The following is a 16,922-nucleotide window of genomic DNA, read 5'->3' on the forward strand; positions in this document are numbered from 1 at the left end:
CCGCAATTGAGAGAGTAGCGTTCGGGGAGAGATACCCCTCACCCCCGCTCGCTCTACGAGCGGACCCTCTCCCACAAGCAAGGGGAGAGGGAAAGAAGAGCTAGCTGGCCGCTTCCAGCCGCACTTCCGTGAGCAACCGCATCGCGGCGTCGGCGTCCATGGGCTCGCCGAAGGCGAAACCCTGCGCGTATTCGCAGCCCATCTGGTAGAGCTCGACCGCGTCGGAATCGGTCTCGGCGCCTTCGGCGACCACATCCATTCCGAGGTCGTGCGCGAGCGCGATGATCGACTTCAGGATCACCGGCCGCGTGCCGCGATTGGTGGTGCGCACGAACGACTGGTCGATCTTGATGGTATCGAACGGGAAGCGCTGGAGATAGGCCAGCGACGAATGGCCGGTGCCGAAATCGTCGAGCGAGAGCCCGGTGCCGAGCTCGCGGATGCGCGTCAGCATCTGCGCCGCGTGCTCCGGATTTTCCATCACCATCGATTCCGTCAATTCCAGCTTGAGCGTGCCGCGCGCGACAGAGGAGCGCGACAGCACGGTGCGGATGTCGTGGATGAGGTCGTGGCGCAGCAATTGCCGCGAGGAGACGTTGACGCTGGCGAAGATCGGCTCGCGCGAGCGCATCGCACGCTGCCAGATCGAGAGCTGCTTGGCGGTCTGGTCGAGCACGAACATGCCGAGGTCGATGATGAGACCGGTCTCTTCCGCGATGGCGATGAATTCCGACGGCGCCATGCGCCCGAGCTTCGGATGATCCCAGCGCACCAGCGCCTCGAAACCGGCGATCGAACGATCCTCCAGCCGCACGATCGGCTGGTACAGGATCGTGAGCTCCTGCCGCTCGATGGCGCGTCGCAGCTCGCTCTCCAGCGTCAGCCGGTCGGTTTTTCGCGCGCGCATCGCAGGCTTGTAGACGTCGATGCGGTCGCCGCCGATGCGCTTGGAATGATACATCGCAAGCTCGGCGTCCTTGATGATCTCGTCCGTGAGCTGCACTTGCGGATCGGACAAGGCGAGACCGATCGAGGCGGTGAGAAAAATCTCGCGTTCGTTGAAGGCGATCGGCGCGCGGATGGTCTTGCGGATGGTCTCGGCGAAGGCGGTGATGCGCGCGGGGTCTTGCTCCGATAGCAGGATCAGGCCGAACTGATCGCCGGCAAGCCGCGCCAGCGTGTCCTGCGGTTTCAGGATGCGGGTGAGGCGGCGGGCGAGCGTCAGCAGGATCGAGTCGCCGACCGCGATGCCGACGGAATCGTTGACTTGCTTGAAGCGGTCGAGATCGATCACCATCAGCGTCGGCCGCAGCGTCGGCATGGTCTTGGCGAAATGCGCGACCGCGCCGAGCCGGTCCATGAACAGTTTGCGGTTGGGCAGGCCGGTGAGGTTGTCATGCACGGAATCGTGCAGCAGGCGCTCCTCGGCGTTGCGCAGTTCGGTGACGTCGGTGAGGGTGCCGACGACGCGCGAGACCTCGCCGTCGGAGCCGACCACCGGGCGCGCCTTCAGCGCAAACCACATGAAGTGACCGTCCGGCGTACGCAGACGGAAATCCTGCACCAGGCGGCCGCGGCGCTGATCCAGCACGCTGTCGAGCGCGGCGCGGAAGCGGTCCTGGTCGAGCGGGTGCAGCACTTCCAGCCAGGACGCGGCCGGGCCTTCCAGCGTGCCGCGTTTGAGACCGAGCAGGGCTTCGGTCTCCGGGCTGGTGAACACCTTGTCGGCGGAAACGTCCCAGTCCCAGATCAGATCGCCGGAGCCGGCCAGTGCCAGCGCGCGCCGCTCAATGTCGGAGACCACGCCGGGTGGTGGCGCCGCCGCCCGCGAACGCGTGCTGCATCACCGTGAAGCCGATCAGCATCACGATCAGCACGAGACCGCCGAGCAGCGCCGGGCCGACGATGTCGTTGGTGACGGAGCCCGCGACCGCCATGCCGGCCGCGATCACCCAGATCACCAGCAGGAACCAGGTCGGGATCAACAGCACCGCGCGGTCGAAGCCGTGGGTGGAGAGATAGACGATCAGCGTGAAGCCGGCGAAGGCGATCAGCACCAGCGAGATGCGCGCGATGCCGGAGGCGACCGCAGGGTCGAACAGAGCGAGCGCAACCAGCGAGCCCAGGAACGCGAGCCAGCCCACCGTAATGTGCGAATAGCGCACGTGCCATCGACTGAGGTTGAGATAGGCGAACAGGAACACCAGCAGCGTTGCCGCCAAAATCGCCTCACCCGCCGCGCGCCAGATGCGTTCGGCGTTGTTCGACATGTCGAGCACCTTGCCCCAGAAGCCGAAATCGACGCCGATATAGACCAGCACCGCCCAGGCCAGCGCCGCGGCGGCCGGGAACATGATGCTGCCCTTGACCACGAACAGGATGGTCAGCACCAGCGCGAGCAAGCCGGAGATGCCGATCACGATGCCCTGGTAGAGCGTGAACGAGTTGACCTTGTCCTTGTAGGCCTCCGGCTCCCACAGATAGAGCTGCGGCAGCTTGTCGGTGCGCAGCTCCGCGACGAAGGTGACGACGGCGCCGGGGTCGAGGGTGACGCGGAAGACGTCGGCGGTCGGGCTCTCCTGCCGCTCCGGCCGGTCGCCGGTCGAGGGCGTGATGGTTGCGATGCGCGACAGCCCGAGGTCGGGCCACAACAGCCCCGAGGAGACGATGCGGTAATGCGGGGCGACGATCAGGCGGTCGAGCTGGTCGTCGGTGTTGTTGGCGAGCGCGAACACCACCCAGTTCTGGCCGCCTTCGCGGGCGCGCACCTCGATGCGGCGGACGATGCCGTCGGTTCCGGGCGCGGTAGAGACCTGAATGCGGTCGGCGTCGCTGCGCTGATGCTCAAGCACGCCGGTAAGGTCGATCGCGGGCGCGTCACCGCGGACGCTGACAGCGTCCAGCGCGCGCGCCGGGAACGCGCAGACGAGAATCATGAGGCCCAGCGCTATGGGCGCGAGGCGCCTGATCAGACGCAAGGTCAGTTCTCCGCGTTCGACGCAAACTCTTCAGTGCAGGCTCTTCGGTGCACGGCGTTTTCCGAACGGAACAAGATAGTTCGGTGCGTCGCGATAGATGCCACGAAAGCGAGGAAAATCAAAGGGTTTCCGGCCCGCCTGTGGGTCGCTGGCCTAGACCTCCAACACAATTTTGCCAATATGTGCCGAGGTTTCCATCCGCCGGTGTGCATCGGATGCCTTTTCCAGCGGGAAAGTGCTGTCCATCAGCGGCTTGACCCGGCCTTCGCGCAAAAGCGGCATCACTTTCGCCTCGATCGCGGCCACCATCGCCGCCTTGTCCGCATTACTACGGGGGCGCAGCGTCGAGCCGGTATGGGTGAGGCGCTTGACCATCACTTTGGCGATGTTGACGGTGACCTTGGGCCCGTTGAGGGTCGCGATCTGCACGATGCGTCCGTCGACCGCGGCGGCATCATAATTGCGGTCGACATAGTCGCCGGCGACCATATCGAGGATCAGATTGGCGCCGGTATTGTTCGTCTCCGCCTTGACCACGGCGACGAAGTCTTCGTCCTTGTAGTTGATGGCCCGATCCGCGCCGAGCTTGAGGCAGGCGTCGATCTTGTCCTGCGATCCCACGGTGACGATCACCTTCGCGCCGAACGCTTTCGCGAGTTGGATCGCCATGGTGCCGATGCCGGACGAGCCGCCATGGATCAGCAGCGTCTCCCCGGTCTTGAGGCCGCCGCGCTCGAACACATTGTGCCAGACCGTCATCAGGGTTTCCGGCAGCGCGCCGGCTTCCTTCATCGACAGCGACGGCGGTACGCTCATCGCCTGGGCGTCCTGGGGCGATGCAGTACTGCGCATAACCGCCACCGGCGACCAGCGACATCACCTTGTCGCCGATCTTGTGCCGCTTGGCATTGCTGCCGACGGCGACCACTTCGCCCGCGATCTCGAGGCCGGGCAGGTCGCTCGCGCCGGGCGGCGGCGGATAGGCGCCGGAGCGCTGCGCGACGTCGGGCCGGTTGACGCCCGCGGCCTGCACCTTGACCAGGATCTCGTCGGGGCCAGGCTGCGGCAGCGCCCGCTGTTCCGGCACCAGCACTTCCGGTCCGCCGGGTTTGGAGATGGCGACCACCGTCATTTGCGCGGGCAGCTTGTCCATGATGTGTCCTTGAGCAAAGGTGCGGGATGGAAACGAGGCCATTGCTTAGCCAGCGCGGTCCACGCTGGCAACCGCCTCAGCCGCTTGTGATGCGAACGCAGGAGGAACGACAATGCCGACGGAAGACGACGACAAGCCGCGCAGGAAGATCAGCCATGACATTGGACAGGATCTCTCACTGTTGTCCGTGGAGGAATTGACCGAGCGTGTGACGTTGCTCAAGACCGAGATCGCCAGACTGGAAGAAGCCGCCATCAAGAAACGCGCCTCGCGAAATGCGGCGGATAGTTTTTTCAAGAAGTAGAGCTCCCGACGCTGGAGCGGGGTGGCCCCACACGATAGTCCTCATCCTGAGGAGACCGCGCAGCGGTCGTCTCGAAGGATGGCCGCGGGCGAGAGCGGGGCCTTCATGGTTCGAGACGCGCGCGATGCGCGCTCCCTCACCATGAGGGAATAGTCTTTGTCCCTGCCGCTGAGCCTGGATTGTTCCGCAGCGCCCTCGGCCACTGACCGACATGGCTAATGAACTCTCAAAATAATCGCTCGTTTACTCCACATTAAGCTTTCGAGTTTATGACTGGAACTGTCCTTGTTTGGACACCGAGTGGCTCCTGTCCACTCTGTTTGACGCCTCCCTGTTATCAACTTTCAAGCCGCCGGTTTTCCGGCGGCTCTTTTTTTGCTTTGAAAGCGTTTTCGAACGAAGTGGGTACCGGTTCGCGTGAAGAAAACGCGTCAAAAAAGAGACTGGTTTCGGTTGAATTCCGAGGAAAGACCCGCGGAAACCATATCCGCGCTTGCCGCTGGACTCGGCGTCCCGCCCGCGCAATGATTTATTCATCATAAGCCGGCGCCAAGCCGGGCAGTCAGACAGTTGCGTAAGGGGCGTTAACCATGGAACGTTTGCAAGCCGACGGCGCTCTCGTTCAACTCAGCGAGCGGTTCACCAATTCTGCGGCGTTCGGCGTCCTGTTCCGCGAGGGTATGGATCTGGTCGAGGAGACCGCCGCCTATCTCGACGGCGCCGGCCGCACCGAGGCCAAGGCGCTCGATCGCGCCGTCAGCCTCACCTACGCGACCGAGAGCATGCGCCTCACCACCCGCCTGATGCAGCTCGCCTCGTGGCTGCTGCTGCACCGCGCGGTCAAGGAAGGCGAGATGACGCTCGGCCAGGCCAGCCGCGAGAAGACGAAGGTCAAGCTCTCGGCCGCCGATCCCGGCCCCACCGATACCGTCGAGAAGCTGCCCTCGCAGCTCCAGGACCTGATCCATCGCTCGATGAGCCTCCAGACCCGCGTGCGCCGCCTGGACACCACCATCCACACCCCGCCGGTCGATCATCCCTCGATCGGCAACCCGCTGGTGCCGCATCTCAACGCGCTGAAAGCGGCGTTCGAGCGGTAAGATCCGGCTGGCAGCTACGCGACAGACCCCCACAAACAAAAACGCCCCCGGCTCTCCGGGGGCGTTTTTCATCTCCAGCCTCGAGGGCCGGATCAATCCTTCTTGAGGAAGCCCGAAAACTTCTTCTGGAAGCGCGAGACGCGGCCGCCGCGATCCATCAGCTGGGCGTTGCCGCCGGTCCAGGCCGGATGCGACTTGGGGTCGATGTCGAGGTTCAGCGTGTCGCCTTCCTTGCCCCAGGTCGAGCGGGTCTGATACTCGGTTCCGTCGGTCATCACGACCTTAATCGTATGATAATCCGGATGAATTTCGGCTTTCATGGCAATTCCTAGGGCGCCCCGGCGCCTCGCTTGAGTGGCTATCGAATGACGGATTTGGCCGGGTCTATACCCCACGAGCCCCTGTAAAACAAGCCGCCGGACGGCCTTGGGACCGTTTTGGGAGCGCCTTCGCGGTGCCTGAAGGACCGGGCGGTCCTCCCAAGGGACATCCCGGATTTGCCACTCCCGCTCGCCAGGCCTATTTGGAGCGTACTCCTCTCTTTTTGGTCAGATCTCATGAGCGCAGTAGAACGGCTTGAAACCGGGCCCGCAGAAGCCCCGTCGATCGAAGCCGAATTGATGGAGGCGCCGGCGAAGAGCCGCGCGAAGCTGCGGCCGCTGCTGGCGCTCGCGCCCTATGTGGCCCGCTACCGCGGCCGGGCGGCGCTCGCTTTCGTCGCGCTGACGGTTGCGGCGTTGACCACGCTGCTGGTGCCGGTGGCCGTGCGCCGGATGATCGATTTCGGCCTGACGCCCGAGGGCATCGCGCTGATCAACAGCTACTTCTCGGTGATGATCGCGGTGGTCGCCGTGCTCGCGCTCGCAAGCGCCGCGCGCTACTACCTCGTGATGACGATCGGCGAGCGCATCGTCACCGATCTCAGGCGCGACGTCTTCGCCCATCTCTTGTCGCTCTCGCCGGCCTTCTTCGATTCCGCGCGCAGTGGCGAGCTGGTGTCGCGTCTCACGGCGGATACCACCCAGATCAAATCCGCCGTCGGTGCTTCCGTCTCGATCGCGCTGCGCAATCTGATGATGTTCTTCGGCGCCGCCGCGATGATGGTGTTCACCAGCCCGCGCTTGTCCGGCTTCGTGCTGCTTGCCATTCCCCTGATCGTGCTGCCGCTGGTCGCCTTCGGGCGCTGGGTACGGCGTCTGTCGCGCAATGCGCAGGACACGCTGGCCGAGGCATCTGCCTATGCGGGCGAGCTGATCGGTGCGATCCGTACCGTGCAGGCCTATACCAGCGAAGGGTTGGCTGCGAAGCGCTTCGGCGGCGAGGTCGAGCAGGCCTATGAAGCCGCGCGCACCTCGACCCAGGCCCGCGCCGTGCTGACCGCCATCATCATCTTCATCGTGTTCGCAAGCGTGGTCGCGATCCTCTGGATCGGCTCGCACGACGTGCTGACCGGCGCCATCTCGCCGGGCCGGCTCGGCCAGTTCGTGCTCTATGCGGCGTTCGCAGCGGCGGGCCTCGGCCAGCTCAGCGAGGTCTGGGGCGAAGTTTCGGCAGCGTCCGGCGCTGCCGAGCGGCTGTTCGAGATCCTGCATGTGCAGCCTGACATCAAGGCGCCCGCGGCGCCGCGCGCGCTGCCGGTGCCGGCACGCGGCGAAGTCGGTTTCGACCAGGTCAGCTTCGCCTATCCGGCGCGGTGCGACGTCAATGTGCTCGATGCCGTGTCGTTCACCGTGCGCCCCGGCGAGAAGGTCGCGATCGTCGGTCCGTCCGGTGCCGGCAAGAGCACGATCTTTCATCTGCTGCTGCGCTTCTACGATCCGCGGAGCGGCGCGATCTCGCTCGACGGCGTGCCGGTCAAATCCGCCGATCCGCGCGATTTCCGCTCCCGTATCGCGCTGGTGCCGCAGGAATCGAACGTGTTCGCGACCAGCGCCCGCGACAACATCCGCTTCGGCCGGCCCGATGCGACCGACGCCGAGGTCGAGCGCGCCGCCGAGCTCGCGCACGCCGCCGAGTTCATCCGCCGCCTGCCCGAAGGTTTCGAGACGCCGCTCGGCGAGCGCGGCGTGACGCTATCAGGCGGCCAGCGTCAGCGCATCGCGATCGCCCGCGCGATCCTGCGCGATGCGCCGCTCCTGCTGCTGGATGAGGCCACCTCCGCGCTCGACGCCGAAAGCGAAACGCTGGTGCAGACCGCGCTGGAAGAGCTGATGCGCCACCGCACCACGCTCGTCATCGCGCATCGCCTCGCCACCGTGCTGTCCTGCGACCGCATCCTGGTGATGGACCAGGGCACGATCGTCGAGCAGGGCACGCATGCCGAGCTCGTCGCTGCGAACGGACTCTATGCGAGGCTGGCGAGATTGCAGTTCGAGGGGGCGTGAGGCGTCGCCTCATTCGCAGAGTCATCATCCGCGAAGGCGGATGATCCAGTATTCCAGAGGCAGTCGTGATCGCCCGAGAAGCCGCGGCGTACTGGATGCCCCGGTCAAGCCGGGGCACGACAGCGGAGTTTGTGGGAGGAGCTTCAGGCTCCCACGTAAGCCATTGATTTCACATTCACCGGCTACTGTGCATGGGGTTGTTTTCGCGTTTTTGGTTTTGGAGCGCTCTATCATTTGCACTTCGGCGAGAGCGCCGGCACGTTCGGCCAGAACCAGTTCTTCCAGCTGCCGTCCTCTTCGACGCAGGCCGATGGCGCGGGGCCGTTCGTCGGAGCAGGAAGACTTGTCGTCTTGACCGGCGTGGCGAAGCGCTGATCGACATAATTCGTCGAGACATATCCGGCGACGATGACGCCGAGCAGGACCGAACACCCCTTGGCCAGATCGCTCAGTTTCATCGGTCATCTCCATCCGCTTGCCGGCCCAACTTCCGGGCACAACGAATAGGTGACGTCCCGGGATCCCGACGTGACGGGGGTCACGCCCGCCAAAATCAAGGCCGCCAGAATCAAACCCGCCATGACATCTTCAGCACCGGCCGGCCCGAGGTCGGGTTCAGCTCGTCGCCGGCATGGGCAAAGCCGTTGCGTTCGTAGAAGCGGATGGCGCGGGTGTTGTCCTTGTTGACGAGCAGCGTCACGCCCGCCGGCGACAGGCGCTTGGCCTCATCCACCAGCAGTCTTGCGGCGTCCGAGCCCCAGTGACCGGGATCGACCACGAGCTGGTCGAGATAGCCGTCGCCGTCGATGGTGACGAAGCCGGTCAGCGCGCCATCCTGCTCCGCCACCACGATCGAGGCTCTCGGCACCAGATCCTTGCGCCAGCGCTCGCGCCACCATTCCAGGCGGGCGGCGAAGTCGATCTGCGGATAGGCCTGCTGCCAGGTGCGATGCCAGAGCTCGATCGAGGCTGCCTCGTCCTCGGGACGGTAAGGGCGGAGGTGGACGGCGCTCACTACCGCTCCGTCAGCTTCAGCTCGATGCGGCGGTTGCGCTTATAGGCTTCTTCCGTGTTGGCGGTGTCGAGCGGCTGGAATTCGCCGAAGCCGGCGGCGACCAGGCGCTGAGCGGGCACGCCGAGCGAGATCAGATACTGCACCACCGAGATGGAGCGGGCGGCCGAGAGGTCCCAGTTCGACTTGAAGTTCGGCCCGTTGACCGGACGCACGTCGGTATGGCCGTCGACGCGCAGCACCCAGGGGATCTCGTTCGGGATCTTCTTGTCGAGGTCGATCAGCGCGGTCGCCAGGGTGTCGAGCTCGGCGCGGCCTTCAGGCAACAGCACCGCCTGTCCGGTGTCGAAGAACACTTCGGACTGGAACACGAAGCGGTCGCCGACGATGCGGATGTCGGGGCGGTTGCCGAGGATGGCGCGCAGGCGGCCGAAGAATTCCGAGCGGTAGCGCGACAATTCCTGCACGCGCTGCGCCAGGGCAACATTCAGGCGAGACCCCAGATCGGCAATTCGATTTTGCGATTCCTTGTCGCGCTTCTCGGAGACGTCGAGCGCTTCTTCCAGCGCCGCCAATTGCCGCCGCAGCGCGCTGATCTGCTGGTTCAGCACCTCGATCTGCGCCAGCGCCCGCGCCGAAACCGCCTTCTCCGAGTCCAGCGCCTTGCCGAGTTCGGAGGACTTGCCTTGCGCGTCGTTGCCGGCGGCGGCTAAGCCCTCATAGAGGCCCTTGATGCGGTCGCGCTCGGACTCGGCCGAAGCAAGGCCGGCTTTCAGTGACGAGACCTGGTCGTCGAGCGTGAGCTTGCCGAGCTTTTCCAGCGACAGCAGCTCGTTGAGCTGCGCGATCTTGGCGTTGAGCAGCTCCAGCGCCTTGTCCTTGCCGGTGACCTCCTGCGACAGGAAGAATTGCACGACCAGGAATACCGACAGCAGGAACACAATCGACAGCACCAGCGTCGACAGCGCGTCGACGAAGCCGGGCCAATAGTTGAAAGAGGTGTCGCCGCGACGGCCGCGCGCCAGAGCCATGTTGCTAGCCCTTCTCGGGTTGACGCGCGATGCGCTCCAGCAGGCGCCGGATCTCGCGGTTCTGCTCGCCCTGGCCGTCGGCCCATTCGCGGATCATCTGCTGCTCGGTCCGCATATGCGAGACCAGCGCCTGGATGGCTTCGGCAAGGCCTGCCATTGACGCGGTGGTGCTGCGGCTGGCCGTGCCCTCCTCGAGCACGATGCGCAGCCGCTCGACCGCGGCCTGAAGTTCGCCGCTGGCAACACCGCCGCCACCGGAGGCCGCCGCCACCTCACCGCTTCCGTACTCGCGCACGGTGGTGGCGAGCCAGTCTTCGAGGTCGGTGTAGAAGCGGTTCTGCGCCTGGCTCGATTGCAGGTCGAGAAAGCCGAGGATCAGCGAGCCGGCGAGGCCGAACAGCGAGCTCGAGAACGAGATGCCCATGCCGCCGAGCGGCGCGGCGAGACCCTCCTTCAGCGTGTCGAACAGGGCGCCGGAATCGCCACCGACCTTGAGCCCGTCGATCACCTTGCCGACCGAGCCGACCGTCTCGATCAGGCCCCAGAAGGTGCCGAGCAGGCCGAGGAACACGAGAAGGCCGGTCATGTAGCGGGAGATGTCGCGGGCCTCGTCGAGGCGGGTCGCGATCGAATCGAGCAGGTGCCGCATGGTGGTCTGGGTGATCGACATCCGCCCGGAGCGCTCGCCGCCGAGGATCATCGCCATCGGCGCCAGCAGCTTGGGGTGGCGGGCGGGCGCCAGGCCGGGATCGGCGATGCGGAAATTATTGACCCAGGAGACTTCAGGATAGAGCCGGATCACCTGGCGGAAGGCCAGGATGATGCCGATGAACATCACGCCGCCGATCAGCGCATTGAGCCCGGGATTGGCGAAGAAGGCCTGGATGATCTGCTTGTAGAGCACCACGCCGACCAGGGTGCAGAGCACCAGGAAGACCAGCATCCGCACCAGGAAAACGCTGGGCGAGGAGAGCTTGGTGTATTCGATGTCGATGGGAGAGCGAGGCGAGGCGCCTGACGGCATGGTCGGTATCATCCGTTACGAAACTTGCTTGCGGGCGCACTATGGCACAGCGCCAGCCCAAAAAAAGCGCCGGATGCGGCGATTTCGGGGAGGGTTGTGGAACCCAATGCCGAAACGGGGCTTTGATACCCGCGTATCTTGCAGAACTTCGGTATTCCACAGGCTTAGCTCGGATTTTGGCCCCTGCCGCCCAGAGACGGAGTGATCGCATGAGCGTCGTTTGCGCGATCATCGGGACTGCCGAACGGGTGCCGCTGCCCGATGTCGTGATCCGCGCGGCGATCCAGCGCCTGTGTTCGCGCACGGCGACGCGCCTGTCCGCGCTGGGCGCGGCCGACGATGCCGCTTTCGCAGGAAGGATGATGCTGCGGCCGATCGCCGAGGACGCGGATGCCGGGCATGACGAGATGCCCGCTTCGTTCTTTGCGAAGGTGCTCGGTCCCAACCGCAAATACTCGTCCTGCTTCTACAAGACCGGCGCGACCACCTTGCGGGAGGCCGAGGAGGAGGCGCTGCGCCAGACCGTCGAGCATGCCGCTTAGACCATCCTCGAACTCGGCTGCGGCGGGGGTTCGCTGTCGTTGTGGATGGCGCGTCAGTTTCCGCACGCGAAGGTGACGGCGGTGTCGAGCTCGCAGGCGCAGCGCGCCTATGTCGAGGAAGAGGCGCGGCTGCGCGGTCTTCTCAACCTGCGCGTGGTCACTGCGGACATGAGCGTGTTCGCGCCCGACGGGCAATTCGACCGCATCGTCTCGGTCGAGACGTTCGAGCACGTGATGAACTGGCGCAAGCTGATGACGCGCCTGCGCGCGTGGCTCGCGCCGGAGGGGCGGTTCTTCATGCACGTCGTCGCCCATCGCTCCGGCTCTCACCGGTTCGACCGGGCCAATCGCCAAGACTGGATCGCGCAGCATGTCTTCACGGGCGGGCTGATGCCGAGCCATCACCTCGTCAGGCAATTCGGCGACATCTTCACGATCGAGAAGGAATGGTGCTGGAGCGGCACGCATTATCAGCGCACCGCCAGCGACTGGCTCGCCAATTTCGACGCGCATCGCGGTTCCATCGAGACGGCCTTGCGCAACATCCATGGCGAGGAGACCGGCCTGTGGCTGCGACGCTGGCGCTGGCTCTTCCTCGCGACGTCGGGCCTGTTCGGCCACGCCGATGGAACCGAGTGGGGTGTCAGCCACTACCGGATGAAGGCCGCCGGGTAATTGCGATCTTCTGTCGCAGCACGCCGCGATGGAACCCGATTCACAATCGGGTGAGGCGTGAAAAACGCCCTGACCTCAGCATGATAGGCCGTGTGACATTGAGCCGCCGCAACGTGCGTTGCGTCGCAGCAAGTCCCCTCTATGTTGACGACATCGGCCGCGCGGAATCACCCAGAACAGGCCCCGCGGAGCGTGATCGGTTTCAACAATATCGGGGCACCCCACTTCATGTCAGGACTTCGCGCGCGATCGGCATGCGTTGCAATGATGCTCGCGGCCTTTACGCCGCTGTTGGCAGGCTGCGACGAATCCAGCTCTGCCATATCAGCCGCCCAGCCCAACGACCCCGACGTCAGCATTGTCATCGTCAAGCCGCAGCCGCGCGCCGTGGTGCGCGAACTGCCGGGCCGCATTGCGCCGACGCGCGTGTCCGACGTGCGGCCGCGCGTCTCCGGCATCGTGGTCGAGCGCCTGTTCCGACAGGGCAGCGAGGTGAAGGCGGGCGATGCACTGTACCGCATCGATCCGCGTCCGTTCGAGGTCGAAGTGATGGCCAACGACGCCGCGCTCGCCAAGGCCGAGGCTGCGTTGATGCAGACCCAGCAGCAGGCGCGCCGCATCGCCACGCTCACCGCCCAGCGCGCCGCGCCCGAAGCCGAGAACGAGAAGGCGATCGCGGCCGAGCGCCAGGCCCATGCCGAGGTCGAGGGTCGCAAGGCCGACCTCGCGCGCGCAAAGCTCAATCTCGACTATGCCACCGTGCGCGCGCCGATCGACGGCGTCGTCGGTGCTGCCCTGGTCAGCGAGGGCGCGCTCGCGGTCCAGAACGAGACCAACCTTGCCACGATCCAGCAGCTCGATCCGATCTATGCCGACTTCACCCAGTCGGTGAACGAGCTCAACCAGCTCCGCCGCGCCTTCGAGAGCGGCGACCTCGAGCGCATCGCGCCTGATGCGGCCAAGGTGCATCTCGTGCTCGACGACAACACCCTCTACTCGCTCGACGGCAAGTTGCTGTTCTCGGACGCCAAGGTCGATGCCAACACCGGTCAGGTGACCTTGCGCGGTGAGTTCCGCAATCCCAAGCGCGAGCTGTTGCCGGGCATGTATGTCCGGGTCCGCATCGACCAGGGCCTCGATAGCGACGCGATCGCGGTGCCGCAACAGGCGATCCAGCGCAACGGCGGCGGCGGCAGCGAGGTGTTCGTCGTCAAGGACGACAACCACATCGCGGTGCAGCCGGTGCGTACCGGCTCGGCACAGGACGGAATCTGGTTCGTTACCGACGGCCTGAAGGCCGGCGACAAGGTCGTGGTCGAAGGTTTCCAGAAATTCGCCGCCGGCGACAGGGTCAAGCCGCAATCCTGGTCGGAAGCGGATGCAACCGCGGACAATCGGCACGCCCAGAAGCTCACGCGGTAATAGGCCATGGCGAGTTTCTTCATCGACAGGCCGATCTTCGCCTGGGTGGTCGCGCTGTTCATCTGTCTGGTCGGCGCAATTTCGATTCCGCTGTTGCCGATCGCGCAGTATCCGATCATCGCCCCGCCCTCGATCTCGATCTCGACCAGCTATCCCGGCGCCTCGCCCGAAAACCTCTACAACAGCGTCACGCGGCTGATCGAGGAGGAGCTCAACGGCGCTTCCGGCATCCTCAATTTCGAATCCACCAGCGACTCGCTCGGCCAGGTCGAGATCATCGCCAATTTCCAGCCGGGCACCGACACCAGCGCCGCCTCGGTCGAGGTGCAGAACCGCATCAAGCGCGTCGAGGCGCGGCTGCCGCGCGCGGTGATGCAGCAAGGCATCCTGATCGAGGAAGCATCCAGCGCGGTGCTCCAGATCATCACGCTGAACTCGACCGACGGCAGCCTCGACGAGGTGGGCCTGGGCGACTTCATGATCCGCAACGTGCTCGGCGAGATCCGCCGCATCCCCGGCGTCGGCCGCGCCACGCTTTACTCGACCGAGCGTTCTTTGCGCGTCTGGGTCGATCCGGCAAAGCTGGTCGGCTATGGGCTGACCGCGGACGACGTCAACAAGGCGATCACCGCGCAGAACGCGCAGGTGGCATCGGGCAGCATCGGCGCCGAGCCGTCGACGTCGAGCCAGCGCACCTCCGCGCTGGTGCTGGTCAAGGGCCAGCTCTCGTCACCGGACGAATTCGGTTCCATCATCCTGCGCGCCAATGCCGATGGCTCGACCGTGCGTCTGCGCGACGTCGCGCGCATCGAGGTCGGTGGTCTCAGCTATCAGTTCAACACGCGTCTCGACGGCAAGCCGACCGCCGGTCTCTCGGTGCTGATGTCGCCGACCGGCAATGCGCTGGCGACTGCGAGCGCCGTCGAAGAGAAGATGAAGGAGCTGTCGCGCTTCTTCCCGGCCAATATCTCCTACGAGATTCCCTACAACATCACGCCGGTGGTCGAGGCCTCGATCAAGAAGGTGCTGACAACGCTGGTCGAAGCCATCGTGCTGGTGTTCGTGGTGATGTTCGTGTTCCTGCAGAACATCCGCTACACCATCATTCCGACCATCGTGGTGCCGGTGGCGTTGCTGGGCGCCTGTACCACGCTGCTGCTCGCCGGCTACTCCATCAACATGCTCTCGATGTTCGGCATGGTGCTCGCGGTCGGAATCCTCGTCGACGACGCCATCGTCGTGGTCGAGAACGTCGAGCGCATCATGGCCGAGGAGGGGTTGCCGCCGAAGGAGGCGACGCGGAAAGCGATGTCGCAGATCACCGGCGCCATCATCGGCATCACGCTGGTGCTGATGGCGGTGTTCGTGCCGATGGCGTTTTTCCCGGGCTCGGTCGGCATCATCTACCGCCAGTTCTCCGTGACCATGGTCGCCGCGATCGGCTTCTCCGCCTTCCTGGCGCTGTCGCTGACGCCGGCGCTGTGCGCGACCTTGCTCAAGCCCGTCGCGGCCGGCCACGGTCATGCCAAGAAGGGCGTGTTCGGCTGGTTCAACCGCATGCTCGACGGCAGCAAGGAGGGCTATTCGCGCACTGTCGGCTTCTCGCTGAAGCGCACCGGCCGCTTGATGCTGGTTTACGTCGCGCTGCTCGCCGGCCTGTCATGGGCCTTCGTCAACCTGCCGGGCGCGGCTTCCTGCCCGTCGACGACCAGGGCTTCGTCACCACCGACGTGCAGACACCGTCGGATTCGTCCTATGCCCGCACCGAGGCGGTGATCGAGAAGGTCGAGAAATATCTGGCGGAGCGGCCGGGCGTCGACAACGTCACCTTCCTCACCGGCTTCAGCTTCTCCGGCCAGGGCATGAACACCGCGCAGGCCTTCATTACCCTGAAGGACTGGTCGGAGCGCGGGCCGAAGGATTCGGCAGCGGCGATCGTCACGGACATCAACCGCGATCTGTCGTCGTCAATCCGCGACGCAAAGATCGCCGCGCTGCAGCCACCGCCGATCGACAATCTCGGCAATTCCTCGGGCTTCTCGTTCCGCCTTCAGGACCGTGGCCAGAAGGGCTATCCGGCCCTGATGCGTGCCGCCGACCAGTTGATCGCGGAGGCCAACGCGAGTTCTGTGCTGCAGAAGGTCTATGTCGAGGGCCTGCCCGAGGCCGGCGTGGTCAATCTCGTGGTCGACCGCGAAAAAGCCGGCGCCTTCGGCGTCACCTTCGAGGACATCAACAACACGATCTCGACCAATCTCGGCTCGAACTACATCAACGACTTCCCGAACCGCGGCCGCATGCAGCGCGTCGTGGTGCAGGCCGATGCCCGCGACCGCATGCGGACCGAGGACATCCTCAACTACAACGTCAAGAACAGCCGCGGCCAGCTCGTGCCGTTCTCGTCCTTTACCACCGTGGAATGGGCACGCGGACCAACCCAGATCGCCGGCTTCAACTATTATCCGGCGGTGCGCATCTCGGGCGAGGCCAAGCCCGGCTTCACCTCGGGCGATGCCATCGCCGAGATGGAGCGGCTTTCCGGCAAGCTGCCGCGCGGCTTCGGCTATGAATGGACCGGACAATCGCTGCAGGAAAAGCTGTCCGGCTCGCAGGCGCCGTTCCTGCTGGCGCTGTCGGTGTTCGTGGTGTTCCTGTGCCTGGCCGCGCTGTACGAGAGCTGGACCATTTCCGCTCGCGGTGCTGCTCACTGTGCCGCTCGGTATCGTCGGCGCCGTGATCGCGGCGATGCTGCGCGGCCTGCCGAACGACGTCTATTTCACCGTCGGCCTGATCACCATCATCGGACTAGCGGCAAAGGACGCGATCCTCATCATCGAATTCGCCAAGGATCTGCGGAAGGAAGGCAAGCCGCTGGTGGACGCCACCATCGAGGCCTGCCGCCTGCGCTTCCGCCCGATCCTGATGACCGGCCTCGCTTTCATCTGCGGCGTGCTGCCGATGGCCATCGCCCACGGCGCCGGCGGCGCCAGCCAGCAATCGCTCGGCTCCATCGTGATGGGCGGCATGATTGCGGTGGTGATCTTGGCCCTGCTGATGGTGCCGGTGTTCTTCGTCTCCGTGCAGCGCGTGCTGGGCGGGGATCGGGAGAAGGTGGCGGAGGAGGCCGAGATGTATGGGCCGCCCGCGCCGGCAAGGGCCGGTCACTGAACGCCAGATCGGTTTTGCCTTCGGCTTGCTTTCTTGGGAGCATCAATCCAGACTGCATCCCTGGATTGAAAAAACCGTCATTCGCGCTGCACCGCGAATGCACGGTAGCCTGCCGATTGAGAGCATGCG

9 protein-coding genes and 4 pseudogenes are annotated in these 16,922 nt (G+C 65.1%); 6 read left to right on the forward strand and 7 right to left on the reverse strand.

Translation table 11 applies throughout. The features are described 5' to 3' along the window. Positions 1-100: 100 nt before the first annotated feature. A pseudogene (locus ACVWW3_RS35600) lies at positions 101-2,978 on the reverse strand (EAL domain-containing protein). Between the two features lie 153 nt (positions 2,979-3,131). Continuing rightward, positions 3,132-4,131, reverse strand: a pseudogene (locus ACVWW3_RS35605) (NAD(P)H-quinone oxidoreductase). Positions 4,132-4,243: 112 nt separating this feature from the next. Here ACVWW3_RS35605 and ACVWW3_RS35610 point away from each other — a divergent pair. Then, entirely contained in the window at positions 4,244-4,435 is a 192-nt protein-coding gene (locus ACVWW3_RS35610; RefSeq protein WP_456651585.1) for a DUF1192 domain-containing protein, read from the forward strand. A gap of 590 nt (positions 4,436-5,025) precedes the next feature. Beyond that, positions 5,026-5,535: a protease adaptor protein RcdA gene (gene rcdA / locus ACVWW3_RS35615; protein WP_247341840.1), complete on the forward strand. Its 510-nt coding sequence runs from the start codon at positions 5,026-5,028 to the stop codon at positions 5,533-5,535. A gap of 92 nt (positions 5,536-5,627) precedes the next feature. On the opposite strand, the gene rpmE is transcribed toward rcdA, so the two are convergent. Continuing rightward, positions 5,628-5,855, reverse strand: a complete 228-nt coding sequence (rpmE, locus tag ACVWW3_RS35620) for a 50S ribosomal protein L31 (protein WP_247341837.1) — start codon at positions 5,853-5,855, stop codon at positions 5,628-5,630. A gap of 237 nt (positions 5,856-6,092) precedes the next feature. Here rpmE and ACVWW3_RS35625 point away from each other — a divergent pair, with 237 nt between their 5' ends. Next, positions 6,093-7,919 (forward strand): ABC transporter ATP-binding protein/permease, encoded by a 1,827-nt coding sequence (locus ACVWW3_RS35625; RefSeq protein ID WP_456651584.1) that lies wholly within the window; start codon positions 6,093-6,095, stop codon positions 7,917-7,919. Between the two features lie 230 nt (positions 7,920-8,149). Here ACVWW3_RS35625 and ACVWW3_RS35630 read toward each other — a convergent pair whose 3' ends face one another. The 4 genes from ACVWW3_RS35630 to ACVWW3_RS35645 form a co-directional block, all read right to left on the reverse strand. Continuing rightward, positions 8,150-8,377 (reverse strand): hypothetical protein, encoded by a 228-nt coding sequence (locus ACVWW3_RS35630; RefSeq protein WP_247341827.1) that lies wholly within the window; start codon positions 8,375-8,377, stop codon positions 8,150-8,152. A gap of 110 nt (positions 8,378-8,487) precedes the next feature. After that, complete coding sequence (locus ACVWW3_RS35635) at positions 8,488-8,934, reverse strand: GNAT family N-acetyltransferase (RefSeq protein ID WP_456651583.1); 447 nt, start codon at positions 8,932-8,934, stop codon at positions 8,488-8,490. After that, the gene (locus tag ACVWW3_RS35640; protein WP_007599914.1) at positions 8,934-9,962 is read right to left on the reverse strand and encodes a peptidoglycan -binding protein; all 1,029 of its coding nucleotides are present in this window, start codon (positions 9,960-9,962) and stop codon (positions 8,934-8,936) included. Before ACVWW3_RS35640 ends, ACVWW3_RS35635 begins: the two co-directional genes overlap by 1 nt. Before the next feature lie 4 nt (positions 9,963-9,966). Next, positions 9,967-10,986 (reverse strand): flagellar motor protein MotA, encoded by a 1,020-nt coding sequence (locus ACVWW3_RS35645; protein WP_247341821.1) that lies wholly within the window; start codon positions 10,984-10,986, stop codon positions 9,967-9,969. Between the two features lie 209 nt (positions 10,987-11,195). Between ACVWW3_RS35645 and ACVWW3_RS35650 the strand changes: the two are divergent. The 3 genes and pseudogenes from ACVWW3_RS35650 (at position 11,196) to ACVWW3_RS35660 (ending at position 16,793) form a co-directional block, all read left to right on the forward strand. Further along, a pseudogene (locus tag ACVWW3_RS35650) lies at positions 11,196-12,203 on the forward strand (SAM-dependent methyltransferase). 228 nt (positions 12,204-12,431) lie between these two features. After that, positions 12,432-13,625, forward strand: a complete 1,194-nt coding sequence (locus tag ACVWW3_RS35655; protein ID WP_247341815.1) for an efflux RND transporter periplasmic adaptor subunit — start codon at positions 12,432-12,434, stop codon at positions 13,623-13,625. A gap of 6 nt (positions 13,626-13,631) precedes the next feature. Next, positions 13,632-16,793, forward strand: a pseudogene (locus tag ACVWW3_RS35660) (multidrug efflux RND transporter permease subunit). Positions 16,794-16,922 lie beyond the last annotated feature (129 nt).

This window comes from Bradyrhizobium sp. LM2.9, assembly GCF_054056555.1.

What these genes read in the sequence shown, in the direction of transcription:
- ACVWW3_RS35640 (WP_007599914.1), bottom strand. Translation starts at nt 9,962, where the DNA reads ATGGCTCTGGCGCGCGGCCGTCGCGGCGACACCTCTTTCAACTATTGG.
- ACVWW3_RS35610 (WP_456651585.1), top strand. Translation starts at nt 4,244, where the DNA reads ATGCCGACGGAAGACGACGACAAGCCGCGCAGGAAGATCAGCCATGAC.
- rpmE (WP_247341837.1), bottom strand. Translation starts at nt 5,855, where the DNA reads ATGAAAGCCGAAATTCATCCGGATTATCATACGATTAAGGTCGTGATG.
- ACVWW3_RS35625 (WP_456651584.1), top strand. Translation starts at nt 6,093, where the DNA reads ATGAGCGCAGTAGAACGGCTTGAAACCGGGCCCGCAGAAGCCCCGTCG.
- ACVWW3_RS35630 (WP_247341827.1), bottom strand. Translation starts at nt 8,377, where the DNA reads ATGAAACTGAGCGATCTGGCCAAGGGGTGTTCGGTCCTGCTCGGCGTC.
- rcdA (WP_247341840.1), top strand. Translation starts at nt 5,026, where the DNA reads ATGGAACGTTTGCAAGCCGACGGCGCTCTCGTTCAACTCAGCGAGCGG.
- ACVWW3_RS35655 (WP_247341815.1), top strand. Translation starts at nt 12,432, where the DNA reads ATGTCAGGACTTCGCGCGCGATCGGCATGCGTTGCAATGATGCTCGCG.
- ACVWW3_RS35645 (WP_247341821.1), bottom strand. Translation starts at nt 10,986, where the DNA reads ATGCCGTCAGGCGCCTCGCCTCGCTCTCCCATCGACATCGAATACACC.